At 57.8% G+C, this 301-nt stretch carries 1 protein-coding gene; it reads right to left on the bottom strand.

Annotated features, from left to right (window positions below):
- The coding region (locus EII41_RS13885; protein WP_221620747.1) for a hypothetical protein at positions 1-301 on the bottom strand (301 nt) is incomplete at both ends.

Genomic DNA, 301 nt, shown 5'->3' with positions numbered 1-301 from the left:
GGTTCCCCCAGATAATCGTGTTGCGCATATTCGGGTTCCCCCCGTTGTTGTAGAAGCCGGCCGCCGTCGGGGCGATGTTGCCGCTCACGGTGTTGTTGACCGAAAGGAATGCGCTACCGTCATTATAGATACCTGCCCCAGTAGACGCACGGTTGTGACTGATTTCGGTATTGTAGATCAGCGCGTCACCGGTACGGCCCGTACATCCGCCATTGTAGCCGCCGCCGATATAGATACCTCCGCCGAAGCCGGTTGCCGTATTGTCCATGATGACGGAGTTGGCTACGGTTCCCGAAGCTCC

The sequence above is a fragment of the Tannerella forsythia genome (genome assembly GCF_003860135.1).
Taxonomy (GTDB): Bacteria; Bacteroidota; Bacteroidia; order Bacteroidales; family Tannerellaceae; genus Tannerella; species Tannerella forsythia_A.
The sequence above is the reverse complement of the archived record's forward strand: the minus strand, read 5'-3'. Positions and strand labels throughout refer to the sequence as shown.